Raw genomic sequence first — 16,647 nt, 5'->3', positions numbered from 1 at the left:
CCGTCCACGCCCGAGTCGAGCGGGCCGCAACCTGTCAGTCGATGACCTCGGTGAGCTCAGTGGCGAAGCCCTCGGCTGGGAGCGGTAGCGTCCCAGTGCACCCGGCCCGGCCGCGCCCCCAACCGTCAGCCCCTGTCCCGCGTAGGTGGGCTGCCAGTCGGTCACCGCCGACAGACGAGCCTCGGATGCCCCTGGCATACGTACGAAGACAGGCAATAAATGTCCGATTTTGCTGCAAAATAAGTTCTCGACTGGTGTCGGGCGCCCGGGCCCGGCCCGGAGCCGAAAGGCGGCTGTTGATGCCCTCACCCACCGTCGACCGGGTTCATTCCGTGCCCCTTCACCGTGTTCTGGGCCAGTTGGTGAGAGGGGGTCCTCTGGGGTTGGTGGACGGGGTCGGTCGGCAGGCGCAGGGGGCGGTGGTGCGGCTGGGCCTGGGGCCTTTCAGGCCACTGCTGGTCACGCACCCTGACCATCTGCAGCACGTGTTGCGCGACGGGGCGGAGAACTACGTTCGCGGGGCCGCGATGTGGGACGCGTTGGGCCGGCTGACCGGTCAGGGGATCGCCGGAGAGGGCCCGGGGTGGATGGCCAGCCGTGACATCCTCGTCAAGGGGATGTCGGGCAGATTTCTGCAGCGGACAGGAGAGGTGATCGCTGCCTCGGCCGAGGTGGCGGTGGAGGAGCTGGCCGACCGGGCGCTGGGGCAGCCGGCGGACGCGGTGGTGGAGATGACCCGCCTGGTGCACCGGATCATCAACCCCGTCTTCTTCGGTTCCCGCGTCAGCGCCGCGCAATGCGATCGGCTGGGCGGGGAAGTGGCCACGGCACTGGGCTCGTTGTTGTGGCGCATGGCGATGCCCTTCGTCCCGTACCGGGTGCCGATGCCCGGGGACCGGGCGTTCCTGCGGGCGACCCGCACCATCGACCGGATGCTTGCGCCTGTCATCGGCAGGGCCCGCCGGCAGGGTGACAGCGGCACGGATCTGATGAGCAGGTTGCTAGGGGGAAGCGGGCCCGACGGCCGGCCGCTGAGCGATGAACATGTCGGCCGGGACATCGTGGCGTTGTTCGTGGCCGGCTCGGAGTCCAGCGCGCTGACGCTGACCTGGGCCTGGGTGGTGCTGGCCCGGCATCCGGACGTCGTGGCCGGACTGCGCCGGGAGGCGGATCACGTGCTGGCCGGTGGGCCGCCTCAGGCCGGGCACGTACGGGAGCTGGTGTTCACCCAGCAGGTGTTGGCCGAGGTGATGCGGTTGTACTCGATGGCCTGGGCCGTTCCCCGGGTCGCCCGAGAGGACGACACGGTCGGCCGGGTGACCGTTCCGGCCGGCACCACACTGGTCGTCTCCCCTTACCTCACCCACCGGCTGGCCGAGTTCTGGCCCGATCCGCTGCGCTTCGATCCCGGCCGGTTCGACAAGCAAGCCGTGCGCAAGCGGCACTCACTGGCTTATCTGCCTTTCGGAGCCGGTGCCCACCAGTGCGTCGGGCAGGCCTTCTTCGGCATGGAGGCGGCGCTGGTGCTGGCCACCGTACTGAGCCGCTACGACGTGCACATCTGCGGGGATCCCCGCCCGCGGCTGGCCGTGACCCTGCCGCCCCGCGGTCGCCTCAGCCTGACGCTCACCCCGCGCAGCCGCTAAGACACACCGACATTTCCTCCCTCTTCTCTCCCCGCACCTCTGAGGAGCCGACGGTTACTGACCAGCATGGCCCTCGGGTCTGCACGGACCCGCTGCGTCGTCCTACAGCCGGTCCCACCACCACGCCAGTGACGGAACATCTGGCGGCCCGGCCGGCGGAGCCGTCCCGGTGAAGGAGCCGGTGGTGACCACAGCGCCGGGGTGGCAGCCGTCGGGGTTGGCGTAGCGCCCCGCGTGCAGGCCCCACTCCACATTGCCCCTGATCAGCGCCGAAAGATACTCCAAGTGCCGGCGCAGTGGCTCGCTCGCCCGGGGCAGCACCTGGTCGCGCAGCTGTACGAAGCGGGCTGTGAGGCGGTTGTTCAGGGCCACCGCCTCCTCCATGGCCCGCCCCAGGGACAAGGAGCGCTCCTCGATCAGGACGTCCACAAGGTTCAGCCGGCACCCGTTGCTCTGCCCACTGCGCGCGGCCAGCCACTGCTCCTTACCGTAGGAGAACAGGTCGTCGTCGAAGGCGGCCGTGGTGAAGGCCAGCTCCCGCAACGCCTGCACCGCCGGGGACGCCATTTCCCGCTCGGGGACCTCCTCCCCGTCGACGATCTCCGTCCAGCTGAACGTCGCCGAGCCTGCCGCGGTGTGCTGCCGCATGTGCGCGTAGTCGTCGAGCGACGGTGTACGGCCTCGCAGGCGGCAGCCGAACTCCCACAACACGCCGAGGAACCAGGCCCGATGCCCCTCGGCCATGCGCCGGAGGTGCACCGGCGTGGCCTGCGCGTGGGAGCGCCTCGCCAGGTCGCCCGCCGCCGCGAGGAAGGAGCTCGCGGATTCGTCCCGAGCCGTTTCTGGTGTTTCCGGCGTTCTTAGTGTCCTTGGCGTTTTTGGCACTTCCAGGATGCGCAGCAGGCGCGTGGCGAAGTCGGTGAAGTCGCCGACGCGCATGCTGGCCGGTCCCTCGTCGCAGTACACGTCGTCGAAGGTGAACATCAGTACGCACCAGTCCACGGCGATCTGAAGCCGGTCGGCCGGCGCGCGGGGCATGATCCGCCCGTAGAAGCCGCCGCAGTCGTTGCCGATCATGCGCGCCCGCTGCGCCCCGGCCCGGCACAGGCCGTACCCGTTCACCCAGGCTGCCGCCCTCGCGTTCAGCCGGCCGGTGTCCGGGTGTTCGGCGCAGGGCAATGGGCAGTAGCGCGGCGGGATATCCACCCGGATGCTGGCCGCGTTCCGTTCTTCGGCTTCGGCTTCGGCTTCGGCTTCGGCTTCGGCTCCGGCTTCGGCTTCGGCTCCGGGGGCAGGTGCGGCAGCCGGGGCCAGGGTGGCACGGGCCGTACTGGTCACAGCAGCAGGGCGCGGGAGAACGCCCGCATCGCCTGGGCGATGTCACCACCGGCGGTGGCGTCGAACACCGCTCCCTGAGCAGGCAACGGGTTGCTGCCGAAGGCGTCCTTGAGCGCGCTGTCCCCGTCCTGCCCCAGACCCAGGGCCGCGGCACCCTCCGCCGTACCCCTGGCGAGATCGACCTTGGTTTTGTCCAGCTGGAAGTCCAGGGTGAACAGTTCGGCCGGCTGTCGGCGAGCCATGCCGGCCGCGGAGCCCTCGATGGTGGCCCTGCCGCCGGCCTTGCGCGTGCCGAAGTCGAACACTACGTCCGTGAGGGTCAGGCTGCGGCCCGCGGACTTCGTGAAGGTGATGCCGCCGTCAGCCGGTACCGAACCCGCGCTGAGGTCCATCGCAAACTCGCCCCGCGCCATCGGCAGGCGCACACACGTGCGGCCATCGACGTGAGACATCGCCGCCGGGCTCTTGGCACCGAGCGTCACACCCTGATCGGCAAGCGCCTTAGCAGCGGCGGAAGTTGGGCACAAGTCCGCCTGCGCCTTGCTGACCTTCACCTGCGGAGCGGGCAGCACGCCCGGAGTGAGCCCCGTCGCCACACCGGCCCAGCACAGGACGCAGGCCGTGGCGGCCGCCACGCAACCGAGCACCGCGACACGGCTCCAATGCAAGGACATGACCACTCCCGTCGACGTATGCGTAGGGCGCCGAGGCACCCCTCCGACCGACGCTGCCCCTCCGTCTCACACGAGTCACACGAGTAACACGAGCCAGCCTTGCTCCACACCATCACACCGCCGAGCCGGGGACCACCACAGGCGGGCCACCCGGGTGACAGCTGTACGGACCAGAGCCCGATCGTGGGCGATGAGCTGCCGCAGGCCGGCCATTACAGAGACAAGGGGCGCCGGGAACGCGCTGCCCTGAGGGGGCCACGGTCGGCCGGCGGCAGCAAGAGCCGGTGGGGAATCGACTCATTCTTCGAGGGCGATAGCGGACTTTCGCAGCATAAGAGACCCTTCACCGACAGAGTGGATCCACAACATGAGGTCGCCCCGGTCCGGGTCGCCCAGGCCGATGTGGATGCGATCGTCATGGTTCGTCCACCAATAGCCGTCGATCCTTTCGACGCCGTCCGCAGCACTGATGTTGAAGACGGCTGCGGTGTGGTTCTCAAGCAGTTCGAGTCCCCAGCGACGGTCGCGGGAATCGGGGAACTCGTACCCTTCCGGCCGGAACACCTGCAGATCCGCTCGGTCTTCCTCATGCGAGTGCCACCATCGCCCTAGAGGTGGTTCCTTGTCACCATGGCACGGCGGGAGCACCTTGAAGGCCACTCGCTGACCGCCGACCAAGACATTGCGTTGATCGCGGCGCTCGTACTGCTCAACGTCGACGGGGAACAGACCGAAGGGCGGGGCTTCGATGTCGGCTACGGCCCGGACGCCGAGAGTGTAGTACTGGCCACCGTCGACCGGCACCGGGCCGATCAGCGTGTCGAGTTTGTGAATCCGAAGTGCGCCCTCTTCGAAGCTCGCGATCGCCGGGTCGAGGCGCGCGCCCCGCAATTTGGTGGCCAGTTCGCTCGGCACGTCGAGCTCGACGTGACCCCACGGGTGCTCGCCACCGAGCGAGGGAGCACGCACGGCGAACAGCACCTCGCACTCAGCGGCATGGAGATTGCCCAGCGTAACGAACCCCGGCCGGTCGAAGTGACTGCTGGTGGCCACTTCCACGTTCTTCCAGACGATCTTGTTGTTGTTCTTCACGTTGTCATAGAGGTTCGAGGTCTCGGGAAAGGACATTCCGTACGGTGGGGTGGCCGCGGTCTCAATCCGGCTGAGCAGGCAGAAATGATTTTGATCGCCGCCGAACATGCTGTAGTCGGCCGGGTCGGGCGGGGACCAGGGAAACTCCAGCACTTTTGATCCGTGCCCGGGAACGGACCCCGTCGGCCCGGTGCCGATGAGGCCACCCATCAGCGCGGGCGCCGTGACGCTGCCGTCCCACGGCGCCGGCCATGCGAGCCCCGATGACGCTTTGGCCCAGTAGAGCTTCACCGTGCCCTCGGCCGGTGTGCCGCAGGCCGCGTTGCGCACCCGGACGTATACATAGTTGGGCTGCGACCCTGCGGGGCGATGGACCGGGTTCTGGTGGTTCTGTGTGGTGAGACCGTCGTTCTGATTGCGCACCCAGATGTCTTCGCTCTGCCACATCGGCTCCGCGAGCGGATCCGGCTCCACCGCGGTGTCCCAGGGCGTGTCGGCCGACCACAGTCTGCCCGCGTCGTCGGCGGGCGGCGGAACCAAACCGTCGGACGCGAGAAGCGAGGACCGCGGCCCTGCCAACACCGCCTGCATCCGCGCGGCCTGGTCGACGGTGAACATCACGCACGAGGAGTCGTTCGCGTAGTCCATGTAGTTGACAAACATATCCCCGTTCGGGCCGTTATTACAGGAGATATGAGGGAAGGTCGGGTTGCCGTAGTTAGGATAAGCCTGCGGCGGCGTGTCGCCGCACAGGTCATTGTCCGCGCAGCCTCCTTGGAACACGTGGTACAGCTGGAAGTAGTGCCCCGTCTCATGAACGGTGATACGTCCGCGATCGTTCGGAGGATTGCCGGGGCCGAAGATCTTGTAGTCGGCGATAATGCCGTCGACTGCCGCGGGCGCGCCGGGAAATGTCCCGCGCCCGCCTTGCCCGGGCTGTGCCGGACACACCCAGATGTTCAGATAACGATCGCTCGGCCAGGGGTCCGCTCCTCCGGTGACCGCGGACTTGACGTCGTCGGTGTGGTCGATGTCGAACGACGTGATGGCGGTCTGGGTCCGGGTGATGCCGGTCGTCGGTCGGCACAACGGGTCCCGGGCGGCCAAGTGGAAGCGAATTCCGGTGTCGGCCGCCAGCGAGGAGAACACCTTGGGCGCTGTGGAGAGGTCGGAGTTGCTCCTACCGAAATCGCGGTTCAACGCGTCGATCTGATTCTGGACAGCAGCATCCGAGAGGTTTTGAGCCGGGGTGTTGTAGACGACGTGAACCACGACGGGAATGACAGCCGGGCTCAAGCGGAGTGCTGCGTCTGCGTTCACCGCGACGTAGTGGTTGATGAACGCTTCCGCGGCCAGAAACCGCTCGCGGTACTGGGCGTCCCGCTTGAGGAGTTGAAGGTGGTACTCCCAGGTCCCGCAGGGCCTTCGCATGACACTCGTCTTGCCGGTGGGCTCTGACATCCGGACATCTCCCTGGCTCTCTTCTCACCGATGCAGCGAGCTGACGCCATCAATGACGCTTCCCGGCTCCCCCTCCGCGATACTGCGTTCCTTGGCGAGCACGAGCAGCGGTCGGACCAGCACGGCTATGCACCGGCCACGCCCGAGGCGCCCTCACGGGGACATTCAGGGCGGGCAAAGGGCCGCGGCGAGTGCTTGCACCGGCTCACTGGCAACGCCCCCCCAGGAGACAACGTTCGTTCCTCAGGAGTTGCAACAGTGGCCTTCTTCATCCCACGCCACACCGGGTCGCGGCGCACCCAACCGGGGGCCAAATGGGTGGCGCCGGGTCGCGTCACATATACGTGGGGGCGGGAACAGCCCGACGCGGTAGGCGGTTTCTGCCAGAGGAGCCCCTCTTGAGGGTTTCCGCCGCGCGCAGGTCGTCAACGTCTCCACCGGCCTGAGCGCGCTAGCGACCGATGCCGGCCCGGCCGCCACCGGCGCCCCTACGGCCGGCCGGTCAATCACCGAGCGCTTCGGCCATGGCGTCGAGGTCAGTGAGCAGCGCCGTCAGGCGGTCTGCGGGAACTCTGCTGATCATGCGTTCCTCGATGGCGTACACGGCGCCGCGGGCGGCGTGCAGGCGTTCCTGTCCGGCCGGGGTGAGGTGCACGGGGAGGGCACGGCCGTGTTCAGCGGACACCGGCCGGGTGATCAGGCCGGCGTCCTTGAGGCCACGCAGGACGACGTTGGCCGACTGCCGGGTGACAAAAGTGCCGCGGGCGAGGTCGGCATTGGACAGACCGGGCTGCTGATCAAGAAGTTCCAGGCAGGAGTACTGCGGGACGGTCAGCTCATGCTCGCGCAAGGCTTTGTCCATGGCGCTGCGCAGGGCGGCTGAGGTCCGCTTGAGGCGGTATCCCACGTGCTCGGTGACGTCGTGGGCTGGATGCGGTGGGGGTACGGGCGTCCGATCTTCCATGTCAGCATTTTGACATGGCAGTCGGCGCACACCTACAGTCCCACATGTCAAAGTCCTGACATCAGAGTCTCTGGAGGAATCATGACCGCCACCGTTGAGGGTCCCGACTTCATCGCCCTGCAGGTCAGGGACGTGCCCGCCGCCGCGGCCTTCTTCGAGGAGCACCTCGGCCTGCACCGCGCCCCCGTCTCCCCGCCGCACGCCGTCGTCTTCGCCACCACCCCGATTCCCTTCGCAGTCCGCGAGCCACTCCCGGGCACCGACCTGACCGGCGACTCCACCCCCGGGCTGGGCGTGGCACTGTGGCTGCGCACCGACGACGCCGACAGGCTGCACGCACAGCTCGTCGCGGCGGGAGTCGAGGTCGCCGGTCCTGTGCAGGCCAGCCCCTTCGGGCCGACGTTCGCCTTCACCGGCCCCGAGGGCTACCGGCTCACCGTCCACGGAGGCTGACCATGGCCGCCGCCGTCTTCACCCCTCGCGGTCCCTTCTCGCTCGCGTCCGCTCCATGCTTCCTCCGGGGCTTCACCCCCGCCCGCCACTAGGGCGGCAGCGGCGGAAGCGATGGAGTGCTCCGGCTTGCCTTCCCGACGGACGCAGCCGCTTCACCATCACGGCAGCGGTGCGCCAGGACGAGACGGCGGCGGACAGACCCGGCCCGGTGCACGCCGACGTCACACCCCGCTCGGCCGGCCGAGTCCACGCCGGCTCCCCACCAGCACGGCCCGGTGCTGGTGCCGATGCCGACCCGGTCGTCGCAGGTCTCATGCGGCAGTTCCCCGCCTGCGGCCCGTCTGCTTCAACTCGTCGTACGAGGCGGCAGCGTGGGCGGTGATCGGACACCGGGTCCGGATGACCCACGCCGCCGCCAAGGCACTGCTCGCCCAGCGCCACGGTCACCGTGTCAAGGTCGCCGGCCAGGACCTGTAGGTCTTCCAGCACCCGACGTCCTGCGAACGATCACCAGCTTCCCCGGCCTGACCACGGTGAAGCTGCAGCGGTTGCACGCCATCGCCGACGCCGCGGAGGCCGGCGAACTCAAGGCCGCACATCTACGTGCCGTACCGGCTCACCACGCTCTCGCAGCACTGCAGAAACTGCCTGGCATCGGCCCCTTCTCGGCCGAACTCATCCTCATCCGCGGCGCAGGACACCCCGATGTCTTCGCCCACCACGAACCCCCGCCTGCACGCCGCCATCACCGACGCCTACGCCCTGAACCGCCAGGCTATGGTTCAGCCGGGTCAGGTGACTTCCAGTGGGATGTGAAGGCGTTCAACCCGACCGGTTCGCCGGCGCAGCGGTTGCTCCCCCCCCTCTCCCGCGCACGCGGTGACGGGGCCTTCTTCCCTGTGTGCGCCGATCCGGCGCCGGGCCGACACAGTAGCCTCCACGACCTGGCGCCGGGCGGCAGAGTGCCGTTGCGCCCGGGCGGGACCAGCAGCCGGTTCGCGTGAGGTACGGCCGCTGCTGGGCGAGGTGTCCCGCGCCCAGCAGCGACACACGGACGCATCCGCACCCACTCGTGTCCGGGATGCCGGCTCACTTGCCCACCGCTGATCGTGACCGTGGTGGGGTACCCGAGTGTCGGGGCGTCACGCGTGGGAGCGACGACCGTAACCGTGGCGTCGGTGGTTCCGCCCGGCGAATACCCGGTAGAGGGCGAGAATGATGACGGAACCGACGACTGCGGCGATCCACGTCGACAAGTGGAAGAAGCCGTTGATCGATTCCACACCGAAAATCACCTTGCCGAGGAAGCCTCCCAGCAGGCCGCCGACGATGCCTATCAGCATCGTCACCAGCACGCCCCCAGGATCTTTGCCGGGCATGAGGGCTTTGGCGATCGCTCCGGCGAGCAGACCGATGATGATCCAGGCGAGGATGCCCATGACGCGTCCCTCCTTCGTCGGTAACTGATGAGGCGCTTTACCTGCCGCTTCGCCGTCAAACGGGCCGACCCTGGAAACGCCCCTTCGGTTCGCGTCGCCGCCAGGAACAGGACGGGGCCGGGGCCGAGCGGCTCCGTACCCGTTCGGACGCCAGCGCTGCCGCCGCTCGGCCGGACAGACCGTGCACATCATTGCCACCCGGAACAGTGCCGCACCCCGCCCGCATACGATCCGTCGCTCCCCGAGCACCTTGGATTTCCGCAGGTCCCTGGAAGTCGGCCCGTGGCTCATATGACCAGGACGGAGGGTGGGTGGGTGATCAGCGTGGAGGACCGGTCCGAGATCCGCGGTTGCACCGGGCCGAGAAGATGCCGGTCAGGGCGATCGCCAGGAAGCTGGGTATTGCCAGGAACACGGTGCGGCGGGCGTTGGCCGACGACGCGCCGCAGAAGTGCCGGCGGGCGCCGAAGGGCTCGATCGTCGATGCGGTCGAGCCGCAGACCGCGGACTGCTGGAACTGTGGCCGGATATGCCGGCAACGGTGACCGCCGAGCAGATCGGCTGGAGCCGGAGCATGACCGTATTCAAGGACCGCGTCCGAGAGTTGTGGCCGGCCCTTCCTGCCGGTGGTCCCGGCTTTGCGGACAGCCTATGAACCGGGTGAACTCGCCCAGTGCGACCTGTGGTTCCCGCCCGCGCAGATCCCGCTGGGCTCCGGCCGGGCCGGGTCCCTAACGGTGCTAGGGATGGTGGCCGGCTACTCGCGGTGGATTGCCGCCCGCATGCTGCCGTCGCGCAACGCTGCCGACCTGGTCGCGGGGCACTGGCGGCTGCTGACCAGGCTTGGCGCGGTGCCGACGGTGCTGGTCCGGGGCTACGAGGATGCCGTCGGTTCCTGGCGGCCCTCTCGAACACGCGCCGAGCCGTGTCCGGTGAATCAAGTGACCGACGAAGACGTGGCCCCGTCCATCCGGTCACTTCACCTCCACCGTCGCCTTCCACGGCGTGACGACGAGCGGGCAGAGGTGGCCCTGGTCCGCGCGGCAGTGCCGCTGGGCGCTGAGGGTGGCGGTGCCGTTCTTCACCGCGCGGAAGCGCGCGATGGCGCCGCCCTTGGGAGTCGTGGTGCCCGCGGTCCGGTGGAGCACGGCGGAATCGGTTGCCGGGACGCTCCAGGAGTAGGTGAGTCCATGCTCGCGATAGCCGGTGAGCGTGACCTCGATGTCGTCACCGGTGTGCGCGGACACGGTCCGGCCGTTGTCCGCGTTGGTGAGCGTGACACGCTCGGCCAGTGGGGCCCGGTCGGATGCCCGGCCTTGAGCAGCCGCTGGTGCCGCCGCGGCTGCCGTGACAGCAACCAGGGCCAGCCCCAAACCCCATGGAGCGGCAGACCACTTCCTTCCCACCACGACTCCCCCTATGGATCCCGCCAGGACCGGATGTCCCTCCCGACGTCAACAGCAGATCCATTCTTCCGGCCAGCTCGCATAGGGCAGCGGAGAGTCGGTTCACAACCACCCGATCGAGCCTATGGCACTCGATCCATCGGACACGGCCTGGGCCGTCGGCGCATCCGGTGCGGCGGCCTCTCGGCACCGCCCCCGTCCGCGTAGCGGTACATCGTGGCGCGGGCCCGGTCGGCCGCCGCGGTGAAGGCGTCCCCGAGGTGGCGCGGCCGCTCGGCCGTGAGATCGAGGGCTGGTCCCGGCTCAGCAGGTACTGACGGAACCGGCCGGGGCGGGTCGGCGGTCGGCGTCGCATCACCCGGGCGGGGGAGCGCTCGGGGCGCCCGGGGGGTGCGGGGGAGCCGGGACGCTTCGGCTCCCCCGGCGCATCCGTCGTCGTGAGCCCCCGGGCACCCATGACCGTGGCGTGAGCACGCGTAACCGAAGCACCCTTGAGTACCAGCCGAGCCCACACCGAGCAGGCGGTGCGTATTCCATGCATGAGGGTGCACCGGTCACAGCCCTTCAACGGCTCTTCCGTACGTCCGCGGACGTCTTGTGCCGGCATTACCTGCGCACGCGCAAAGAGTGCGTCACCGTCTCCGTCTGCGGGTTCGTCCTCAAGGTGCCCCCCACGGTGTTCCACCCTCGTGCGTTCCTCACCAGCCGCTTCTTCGCCGAGTTCATCGACGGCCTGGAGTTGCGCGCACAGCGCGTCGCCGACGTGGGGACCGGAACAGGGATCCTCGCGCTCGCCGCCGCCCGAGCCGGAGCCGAGAAGGTGATCGCTTCGGACATCAACCCCCACGCGGCGCGCGCAGCCGCCCACAACGCCGCGGCGAACGGCGCGGGCGCCCGTATCGCGGCCGTCTGCACGGATCTGCTCTCCGGGCTCGCCCCAAGACCTCAGTTCGACGTGATCGTCTCGAACCCGCCGTACTTCCCCGGCGAGCCGCTCGACCTCGCCGACAGGGGCTGGCGTGCGGGCCCCGGGTACCGGGACATCGCCGGCCTCTTCGGCCAGGCCCACAAACGCCTCACCGACCAGGGGCGTTTCTACGTCCTGTTCTCCACCCACGCGGATCTCGCCCGCCTGGGCACTCTCATCGAGCAGGCCGGTTTCCGGACCAAGAGCGTCGCACGGCGCTCCATTCCCTTCGAGACCTTCGTCATCTACCGGCTGGACCGCATCTGATTCGTTGAAGGCGAGGAGTAGTCCTGGACGAGCGTGTGTACCCGTTCCCCGCCAGCCCGTTCGCCGGCGAGCCCCCTGAGCTACCGGACAGGCCGGTCTTCCGGGCCAGGCTGCCGCGGGGCGATCTGGTGTGGGTCGTCACCGGCTACGAGGAAGTGCGCGCCGCACTCAACCACCCTCTGCTCGGCCGCGACCTCACGGCGCGCGACCCCCACATGGGTGTCGAGGCATCCATGACCACCGCCCTGCGCGACCGCACCCTCCTGCTGGACGGCCCGGCCCATACCCAGCTGCGCCGGCTGGCGGCCAAACCTCTGGCGGCCGGCCGGGTGGCCGGGCTGCGACCTCGCATCCGGACACTGGCCGGCCGTCTCCTGGACGACATCGAGGAGGCCGGACCTCCAGCGGATCTCGTGGCCCGGCTGGCCTTCCCCCTACCGTTGGCGGTGCTGTGTGACCTCCTGGGCATCCCCGCACGCGACGGCCCGGCGTTCCGCCGATGGGCCGAGCGTATGACCGCCATCGAGGCGGTCTCCGAGGAGGAGGTCCTCACCGCGCTCGCCGCAATGTTCGACTACCTGACCGAGCGTCTCCAGGACAAGCGCAAGCACCCCGGACAGGACCTCCTCAGCGCCTGGCTGACCGCCCAGGAAGCCGACGACCGGCTCACCGACGCGGAGATCGTCCAGCTCGCCTTCAGCGTCCTGTTCGCCGGGTACGAGTCCACCGCCGCCGCGATCGGCGCGTGCGTCTACGGCCTGCTGCGTCATCCCCGGCAACTCGGCCTCCTGCACGCCTCACCGGACCTGCTCCCCGACGCCGTACGCCAGCTCATGCGCACGCAGCTGGCCACGCCCTACTACCGCGTCCTGCTGGCACGCGGCGACTTCCGCCTCGCCGGGGTGAGCATCCGACGCGGCGATGGAGTGATGCCCCTGACCTGGGCCGCCCAGCGCGACTCCGTACGCTTCCCTGCCGCCGGCTCTCTCGACATCCGGCGCGGCGGAGGAAGCGCACCGGACTTCGTCTTCGGCCACGGACCTCATGCCTGCCTGGGCGCCTCACTGGCCGCCACCATGGTCGAGACGGCCCTGGCCGAACTGCTGCGCCGCCTACCGGGCCTGCACGCCGCGGCCCCGCTGGACACGCTCAGCTGGCACACCGACCGTTTCCCCGGCGGGGGCCTGCGCCACCTTCCCGTGCGCTGGTGACCAGCTGTATCGCATGGACCTCTGGACCTCGAACCACAGGAGGACGTCCGCGATGCCACCTTCCATGCCCGGCGGGGGCATGCCGGGCGCTGCCCCGGTACCGTCCCCCGGGGCACCCGGCATGGTGGCCACAGGTGGCCGGCAATGCGGGTACTCCACGGTGGCCCTCCTTCAGGCCTACGGTCCGGCCAGGCGGGCACCGGCCTCCGCCGACGTCCGCCAGTGTGAACCGCAGCCGCTCGGTCCGCTGACTACGCCACCGGGCCAGCCCCGGTATCCGCTCGACGAAGGTCCGCCGTTCGTTGCAACGATTGCCCACGCGGTTGACGCATGCGACGTGCTCCATCCCGGAGGCCGGGTTGTTTGCGGGGCGGCAGAGATGCCTGGCTAGGATGCCGGAGGGAGGTTTGCCTTGCACGCTCATCACCGCCTCATGCTGCGGACGGCTCTTTTCGCTCTGGCCGTCACCGCCGGAGCGGCCGCTTGCGGTGGTGGCGAGCCCGATACATCAGACACCAGCACCAGTCCCCGGCAGCCGGACAGCACCGCCTCCGCGAGGGCCTTCGGTATGACGGCCGATCAGCGACGCCGGGCCGACCAGTTGGTCAGTGTGTTCGAGAACGGCACACCGGAGATCCAATACGACTACGCCGAGGACCTCCACGACGGACGCGGTGTCACTGCCGGCCGAGCCGGCTTCACCACCGGTGACGGCGACGCGCTGAAGGTGATCCGTGCCTACACCCAGCAGGTCCCGGATAACCCACTGGCCCGCTTCGTCCCCGTTCTGGAACAGCAGGAGGACGGCGGCCCGGGCCCTGGCAGCCTGCCCGGGACGGACTACATCGCCGCCTGGAAGCAGGCGGCGAAGGACCCCCGGTTCCGGCACGTCCAAGATGAGCAGGTCGACGACCGCTACTACAAACCCGCGATGGACCAGGCCGACCGGCTCGGCCTGCGGACCGCCCTGGCCCGTGCCGAACTGTATGACGCCGCCATCCAGCACGGCACCGGCAACGACGGCGACGCCCTGCAGGCCCTCATCAAGCGCACCACCGACAAAGCCGGCGCTCCGGCCGAAGCCGGTGAGAAGAAGTGGCTCGACGCGTTCTTCGACGTGCGAACGGAGGACCTCAACCACCCGAAGAACCCGGAAACCGCCGAGGAGTGGCGGGAGTCGGTGGACCGGGTCAGCGCGATGCGCCGTATCGCCCGCACTGGCAACTACAGCCTCGACGGACCCTTCACCGTGACCGCATTCGGCTCCCGGCACACCGTCCGCTGATCCGCTTCCGACGCCAGGTCGGTCGCCAGTCGGTCGTCGCCACCGCCCGTCGTGGCGGTCCGGTCCACTCGTCCCGTCACAACGGTGGCAAGCGAGGCAGGCAGGGTCAGCCGTTGACGAAGGTGAGGCTCGTTGCGTCGTAGCGGGTACCCGCGATCTGCTCCGGCGGGGCGGCGGCCTCGATGGCGGCGAGGTCCTCGGGGGACAGCTCGACGGCCAGGGCCGCGAGGTTCTCTTCCAGGTAGCGCTGCCGCCGGGTGCCGGGGATGGGGACCACGTCGTCGCCCCGGTGCTGCACCCAGGCCAGGGCGAGCTGGCCGGCGGTGACTCCCTTCGCGTCGGCCAGCTCGTTCAGCTTCGCCACGATGGCCAGGTTCCGCTCGAGATTGCCGTCGGCGAAGCGCGGCTGGGTGCGTCGCACGTCGGTCTCCGCCAGTCCTTCGACCGAGTTGTAGCGGCCGGTCAGGAAGCCACGGCCGAGCGGGGAGAACGGGACCATGCCGATGCCCAGTTCCCGGCAGACCGGGGCGACCTCCGCCTCCAGGTCGCGCGTCCACAACGACCACTCGCTCTGCAGCGCGCTGATCGGGTGGACCGCGTGCGCGCGCCGGATGGTGCCCGCGCCGGCCTCGGACAGCCCGAGGTAACGGACCTTCCCGGCCCGTACCAGCTCGGCCATGGCACCGACCGTCTCCTCGATCGGCACCTGCGGGTCGACGCGGTGCTGGTAGTAGAGGTCGATGTGGTCGACGCCGAGCCGGCGCAGCGACGCATCGCAGGCCTGCCGTACGTAGGCGGCGTCGCCGCGGATGAGGGTGGGCTCGCCCAGGCGGTTGGCGAAGCCGAACTTCGTGGCCAGCACCACCTCGTCGTGGCGCCCGGCGACGGCCCGGCCGATCAGCTCTTCGTTGTGGCCGACGCCGTAGAAGTCGGAAGTGTCCCAGAAGGTCACCCCGAGGTCGAGGGCGTGGCGCAGTGTCGCGATCGACTGCGCGTCGTCCGTCGCGCCGTAGCCGTGGCTCATGCCCATGCATCCCAGGCCCTGGGCGGATACTGCCAGCTCGCCCAGGTACCGGGTGGGGATGGTGGTCATGGTGTTGCCTCCTGATCTCGGAAACCATCTGACCAGGACGCTAGGTGCTGGAGTGCGCTCAAGGTCAAATGAAGGCCGGGGACGGGAGGACCGGCTCAGTGCACGCTCACGTGCGGGCGGATGCACGTTTGGCACGCACGAACCTGGACGTATGCACCGCAAGTGCGGAACCAACGCCCCAGTAGAGCGCGGCGATTGAACTGTCGAACCAGAAGACTCCGGCTACCAGCACGGCTCCACACACCACCAGCACTGTCACCCCGGCACCGGTAAGAACGGCGACCACGTCCCGCCGAACCGGGTCCTTCACCTCGTAGGCGAAGCGGGCAACGAGTGCAAGGAAGCACACCGCAGCCCCCACATGCTCGACCAACCTCATATCGACAGCAACTCCCCTCTCAGACGGCCATCACTGAGGCCAGGCGCTACGCCCCGGTGACAGCCCGGCCGCCACCATCCGGACAACAAGCACCCAGCACACCAAGAACGCCCCAGAAACCAGCACGTCACGCACCGGCCTCACGCCCCACCGCGGGCGGCCTCCTCTCGGTCGAGCCGCGCTCAAAGGAGATGCCGTGCGCCTCAGCGGGACGTAATGTGCACTCCTGGCCGCTGACTATTACTTGGTCGTTGATTCGGCCACGGCTTCGGGAGGACTTGATGGTTGCGGACATGGTCAGGACCTGGGTGGCGGGCTGGGCTCTCTCACGGAGCACTCCCCCGCCGGTCGAGAAGCCCTGGGGGTTCTACGTCGAGGTCGCCGGCAACCCTGCCGAAGTGGGGCGCCATGTCCTCCCGGAGACCGAGGAGTTGTTGGTCCGCCGCGCCGCTGCCTCCGTAGTCGTGCCGCGGACCTGGATGAAGATGCCCGGGGAGCCGGAGGAGATCGAGCCCTGGCTGCCGGAGGGGTGGGTGGTGGCCCGGGAAGAGACCGGGCACCTGATGGCCGTTGACCTCGTAGCCACAGGCCCGGTCGCACCCGAGGGATACACGGCGACGGTGGAGACCATCGGTGCCGTCGTCCACGTCCGGGTGCTGGATGCTGCGGGCGAGCAGGCGGCCCAGGGACAACTGGCGATCCTCGGGGAAGCCGCGGTGGTGGACCGGGTGATCACCTCGGAGACCCACCGGCGGCGCGGGCTGGGCAAGTTCGTGATGGCTACGCTCGCCGACTGCGCCTCGGCCCGGGGCGCCGCGCTCGGCGTTCTCGGCGCGACCGACGACGGACGCGCCCTGTACGAGACGCTGGGCTGGAAGAAACACGCGACCATCGCGGAGTGCATTTACCGGCCCTGACTCCGGGTACGTGCCGCCTCAGCGAGTAAGTTGCGGGCCTGGTGTGCCCGCAACA

At 69.1% G+C, this 16,647-nt stretch carries 14 protein-coding genes; 6 read left to right on the top strand and 8 right to left on the bottom strand.

Features of this window, described 5'->3' with window-relative positions:
- Positions 1 to 386: 386 nt before the first annotated feature.
- Positions 387 to 1,646 (top strand): cytochrome P450, encoded by a 1,260-nt coding sequence (locus tag PS271_RS30815; RefSeq protein WP_398387132.1) that lies wholly within the window; start codon positions 387 to 389, stop codon positions 1,644 to 1,646.
- A 102-nt stretch (positions 1,647 to 1,748) separates the two neighbouring features.
- Here the strand turns inward: PS271_RS30815 and PS271_RS30810 are convergent, their stop codons facing one another.
- The 4 genes from PS271_RS30810 to PS271_RS30795 form a co-directional block, all read right to left on the bottom strand.
- Positions 1,749 to 2,768: a terpene synthase family protein gene (locus PS271_RS30810; protein ID WP_398386454.1), complete on the bottom strand. Its 1,020-nt coding sequence runs from the start codon at positions 2,766 to 2,768 to the stop codon at positions 1,749 to 1,751.
- Positions 2,769 to 2,980: 212 nt separating this feature from the next.
- A complete protein-coding gene (locus PS271_RS30805; protein WP_398386453.1) occupies positions 2,981 to 3,538 on the bottom strand; it encodes a hypothetical protein in 558 nt (185 codons plus the stop codon).
- A gap of 417 nt (positions 3,539 to 3,955) precedes the next feature.
- Entirely contained in the window at positions 3,956 to 6,211 is a 2,256-nt protein-coding gene (locus tag PS271_RS30800; protein WP_398386451.1) for a M43 family zinc metalloprotease, read from the bottom strand.
- 502 nt (positions 6,212 to 6,713) lie between these two features.
- Positions 6,714 to 7,175, bottom strand: a complete 462-nt coding sequence (locus PS271_RS30795; RefSeq protein WP_398386449.1) for a MarR family winged helix-turn-helix transcriptional regulator — start codon at positions 7,173 to 7,175, stop codon at positions 6,714 to 6,716.
- Positions 7,176 to 7,256: 81 nt separating this feature from the next.
- Between PS271_RS30795 and PS271_RS30790 the strand changes: the two genes are divergently transcribed.
- Positions 7,257 to 7,628: a VOC family protein gene (locus PS271_RS30790; RefSeq protein WP_398386448.1), complete on the top strand. Its 372-nt coding sequence runs from the start codon at positions 7,257 to 7,259 to the stop codon at positions 7,626 to 7,628.
- A 1,142-nt stretch (positions 7,629 to 8,770) separates the two neighbouring features.
- Here PS271_RS30790 and PS271_RS30785 read toward each other — a convergent pair.
- Together PS271_RS30785 and PS271_RS30780 are read right to left on the bottom strand one after the other, a co-directional pair.
- The gene (locus PS271_RS30785) at positions 8,771 to 9,067 is read right to left on the bottom strand and encodes a GlsB/YeaQ/YmgE family stress response membrane protein (RefSeq protein WP_398386447.1); all 297 of its coding nucleotides are present in this window, start codon (positions 9,065 to 9,067) and stop codon (positions 8,771 to 8,773) included.
- Between the two features lie 974 nt (positions 9,068 to 10,041).
- Positions 10,042 to 10,314 (bottom strand): hypothetical protein, encoded by a 273-nt coding sequence (locus PS271_RS30780; protein WP_398386446.1) that lies wholly within the window; start codon positions 10,312 to 10,314, stop codon positions 10,042 to 10,044.
- 694 nt (positions 10,315 to 11,008) lie between these two features.
- Here PS271_RS30780 and PS271_RS30775 point away from each other — a divergent pair.
- The 3 genes from PS271_RS30775 to PS271_RS30765 all read left to right on the top strand — a co-directional run bounded on the left by PS271_RS30775 (position 11,009) and on the right by PS271_RS30765 (position 14,203).
- The gene (locus PS271_RS30775) at positions 11,009 to 11,707 is read left to right on the top strand and encodes a 50S ribosomal protein L11 methyltransferase (protein ID WP_398386445.1); all 699 of its coding nucleotides are present in this window, start codon (positions 11,009 to 11,011) and stop codon (positions 11,705 to 11,707) included.
- 35 nt (positions 11,708 to 11,742) lie between these two features.
- Positions 11,743 to 12,918, top strand: a complete 1,176-nt coding sequence (locus PS271_RS30770) for a cytochrome P450 (RefSeq protein WP_398386444.1) — start codon at positions 11,743 to 11,745, stop codon at positions 12,916 to 12,918.
- Between the two features lie 568 nt (positions 12,919 to 13,486).
- Positions 13,487 to 14,203 (top strand): chitosanase, encoded by a 717-nt coding sequence (locus tag PS271_RS30765; RefSeq protein WP_398386443.1) that lies wholly within the window; start codon positions 13,487 to 13,489, stop codon positions 14,201 to 14,203.
- Positions 14,204 to 14,309: 106 nt separating this feature from the next.
- Here PS271_RS30765 and PS271_RS30760 read toward each other — a convergent pair whose 3' ends face one another.
- Both PS271_RS30760 and PS271_RS30755 read right to left on the bottom strand, forming a co-directional pair.
- Positions 14,310 to 15,296 (bottom strand): aldo/keto reductase, encoded by a 987-nt coding sequence (locus tag PS271_RS30760; protein ID WP_398386441.1) that lies wholly within the window; start codon positions 15,294 to 15,296, stop codon positions 14,310 to 14,312.
- A 106-nt stretch (positions 15,297 to 15,402) separates the two neighbouring features.
- Entirely contained in the window at positions 15,403 to 15,669 is a 267-nt protein-coding gene (locus PS271_RS30755) for a hypothetical protein (RefSeq protein WP_398386439.1), read from the bottom strand.
- Between the two features lie 299 nt (positions 15,670 to 15,968).
- Here PS271_RS30755 and PS271_RS30750 point away from each other — a divergent pair, with 299 nt between their 5' ends.
- Positions 15,969 to 16,592, top strand: coding sequence for a GNAT family N-acetyltransferase (locus PS271_RS30750; RefSeq protein ID WP_398386437.1), 624 nt, complete (start codon positions 15,969 to 15,971; stop codon positions 16,590 to 16,592).
- The last annotated feature ends 55 nt before the right edge of the window (positions 16,593 to 16,647 follow it).

It is taken from the genome of Streptomyces sp. SCA2-17, from assembly GCF_044336695.1.
This window is presented reverse-complemented; position numbering and strand designations above follow the sequence as displayed.

Coding starts and splice junctions, on each gene's coding strand:
- PS271_RS30785 (WP_398386447.1), bottom strand. CDS start 9,067: ATGGGCATCCTCGCCTGGATCATCATCGGTCTGCTCGCCGGAGCGATC.
- PS271_RS30775 (WP_398386445.1), top strand. CDS start 11,009: ATGCATGAGGGTGCACCGGTCACAGCCCTTCAACGGCTCTTCCGTACG.
- PS271_RS30800 (WP_398386451.1), bottom strand. CDS start 6,211: ATGTCAGAGCCCACCGGCAAGACGAGTGTCATGCGAAGGCCCTGCGGG.
- PS271_RS30795 (WP_398386449.1), bottom strand. CDS start 7,175: ATGGAAGATCGGACGCCCGTACCCCCACCGCATCCAGCCCACGACGTC.
- PS271_RS30760 (WP_398386441.1), bottom strand. CDS start 15,296: ATGACCACCATCCCCACCCGGTACCTGGGCGAGCTGGCAGTATCCGCC.
- PS271_RS30790 (WP_398386448.1), top strand. CDS start 7,257: ATGACCGCCACCGTTGAGGGTCCCGACTTCATCGCCCTGCAGGTCAGG.
- PS271_RS30765 (WP_398386443.1), top strand. CDS start 13,487: ATGACGGCCGATCAGCGACGCCGGGCCGACCAGTTGGTCAGTGTGTTC.
- PS271_RS30750 (WP_398386437.1), top strand. CDS start 15,969: ATGGTCAGGACCTGGGTGGCGGGCTGGGCTCTCTCACGGAGCACTCCC.